Genomic DNA, 2020 nt, shown 5'->3' on the forward strand with positions numbered 1-2020 from the left:
CCGCTCTTCCGATCTTGGACATGGGGTCTCTTGTGGCTGGCGCGAAATACCGTGGTGAATTTGAAGAGCGACTAAAATCGGTACTGAATGAACTGGCCAAGGAAGAGGGTAACGTTATTCTCTTTATTGATGAACTTCACACTATGGTTGGTGCCGGGAAAGGGGAAGGCTCTATGGATGCAGGTAATATGCTAAAACCTGCTCTTGCTCGTGGCGAGCTTCACTGTGTCGGTGCAACAACGCTAGATGAATACCGACGTTATATTGAAAAAGATCCAGCCTTAGAGCGTCGTTTCCAAAAAGTGATTGTAGATGAGCCTTCGGTTGAAGATACGGTCGCTATTTTACGTGGTCTTAAAGAGCGTTATGAATTGCATCACCATGTTGAAATTACGGATCCAGCGATCGTTGCCGCTGCGAGCCTTTCTCACCGCTACGTATCAGACCGTCAGTTACCAGATAAAGCGATTGATTTAATCGATGAGGCGGCATCCAGCATACGGATGCAAATAGACTCGAAACCGGAATCGTTAGATAAGCTAGAACGAAAAATCATCCAGCTAAAAATCGAGCAACAAGCATTAATTAATGAGCATGATGATGCGAGTTCGAAACGCTTAGTGGTAATAGAGCAAGAGCTACAAGAAAAAGAACGCGCGTTTGCTGAACTTGAAGAAGTTTGGAACGCAGAAAAAGCCGCGTTGTCAGGTACCCAACATATAAAATCTGAGCTGGAACAAGCGAGGATGGACATGGACTTTGCTCGCCGAGCTGGTGATCTGAGTCGTATGTCAGAGTTGCAATATGGACGTATACCTGAGTTAGAAAAACAATTGGACCTAGCGACGCAAGCAGAAATGCAAGAGATGACATTACTGCGAAATAAAGTAACCAATAATGAAATCGCAGAGGTCCTTTCTAAACAGACAGGCATTCCAGTATCAAAAATGCTAGAGGCGGAAAAAGATAAGCTTCTACGAATGGAAGAAGTTCTACATAAACGAGTTATAGGGCAAAAAGAAGCAGTAGAGGTGGTGGCGAATGCCATTCGTCGAAGTCGTGCTGGTCTGTCTGATCCTAACAAACCAATAGGTTCATTCTTGTTTCTTGGGCCTACGGGGGTAGGAAAAACCGAGTTGTGTAAAACACTCGCTAATTTCATGTTTGATAGCGAAGACGCAATGGTTCGCATTGATATGTCCGAGTTCATGGAGAAGCATTCGGTTGCTCGATTAGTCGGGGCGCCTCCTGGCTATGTAGGTTATGAAGAAGGTGGCTACATAACAGAAGCAGTTCGGAGAAAACCTTATTCAGTAATATTACTCGATGAAGTAGAAAAAGCGCATCCAGATGTATTTAATATCTTATTGCAAGTTCTTGACGATGGACGACTGACTGATGGACAGGGTCGCACTGTCGACTTTAGAAACACCGTAGTGATAATGACATCCAATCTAGGCTCGACGCAAATCCAGGAACATTTTGCAGCTTTAGATTATCAGGGCATAAAGAGCGCGGTAATGGAGGTGGTAAATAAGCACTTCCGACCAGAGTTTTTAAATCGTGTCGATGAAAGTGTTGTCTTTCACCCATTAGGAAAAGAGCATATTAAGTCGATTGCGTCGATACAACTTGCACAGTTAGGCCAGCGCATGGAAGACAGCGGTTATCAACTTGCAGTATCAGATCAGGCTCTCGATTTAATTGCCAATGTAGGCTTCGATCCAGTTTACGGCGCAAGGCCACTAAAGCGGGCGATACAGCAAACGGTAGAAAACCCATTAGCCAAAGCGATATTGGCCGGAAAAGTCGATCCGGAGAAAAAAGTAGAACTGTTAGTTGTTGATAATAAAATAGTGGCGCACCAATCTAAATAAAGAGGACATGTAGAGTCTAATTTGATGTTATTTTGTCCGCCCCAGCACTTTTTGATCGTTTATTGAACAAACGATTCGGTTCGTGTTGTTTTTGTATAAAAAAGGCTTGCGTCATCAAAGAGTCTGTCTATAATGCGCAACCA

At 43.9% G+C, this 2020-nt stretch carries 1 protein-coding gene; it reads left to right on the forward strand.

Features of this window, described 5'->3' with window-relative positions; all coding sequences use genetic code 11:
- Positions 1-1877: AAA family ATPase (locus ACP45E_RS20220; RefSeq protein WP_069585478.1), on the forward strand; the 1877-nt coding region annotated here is incomplete at its 5' end.
- Positions 1878-2020: the final 143 nt, after the last annotated feature.

The sequence above is a fragment of the Vibrio genomosp. F10 str. 9ZD137 genome (genome assembly GCF_049974785.1).
In the GTDB taxonomy this organism is placed as follows: Bacteria; Pseudomonadota; Gammaproteobacteria; order Enterobacterales; family Vibrionaceae; genus Vibrio.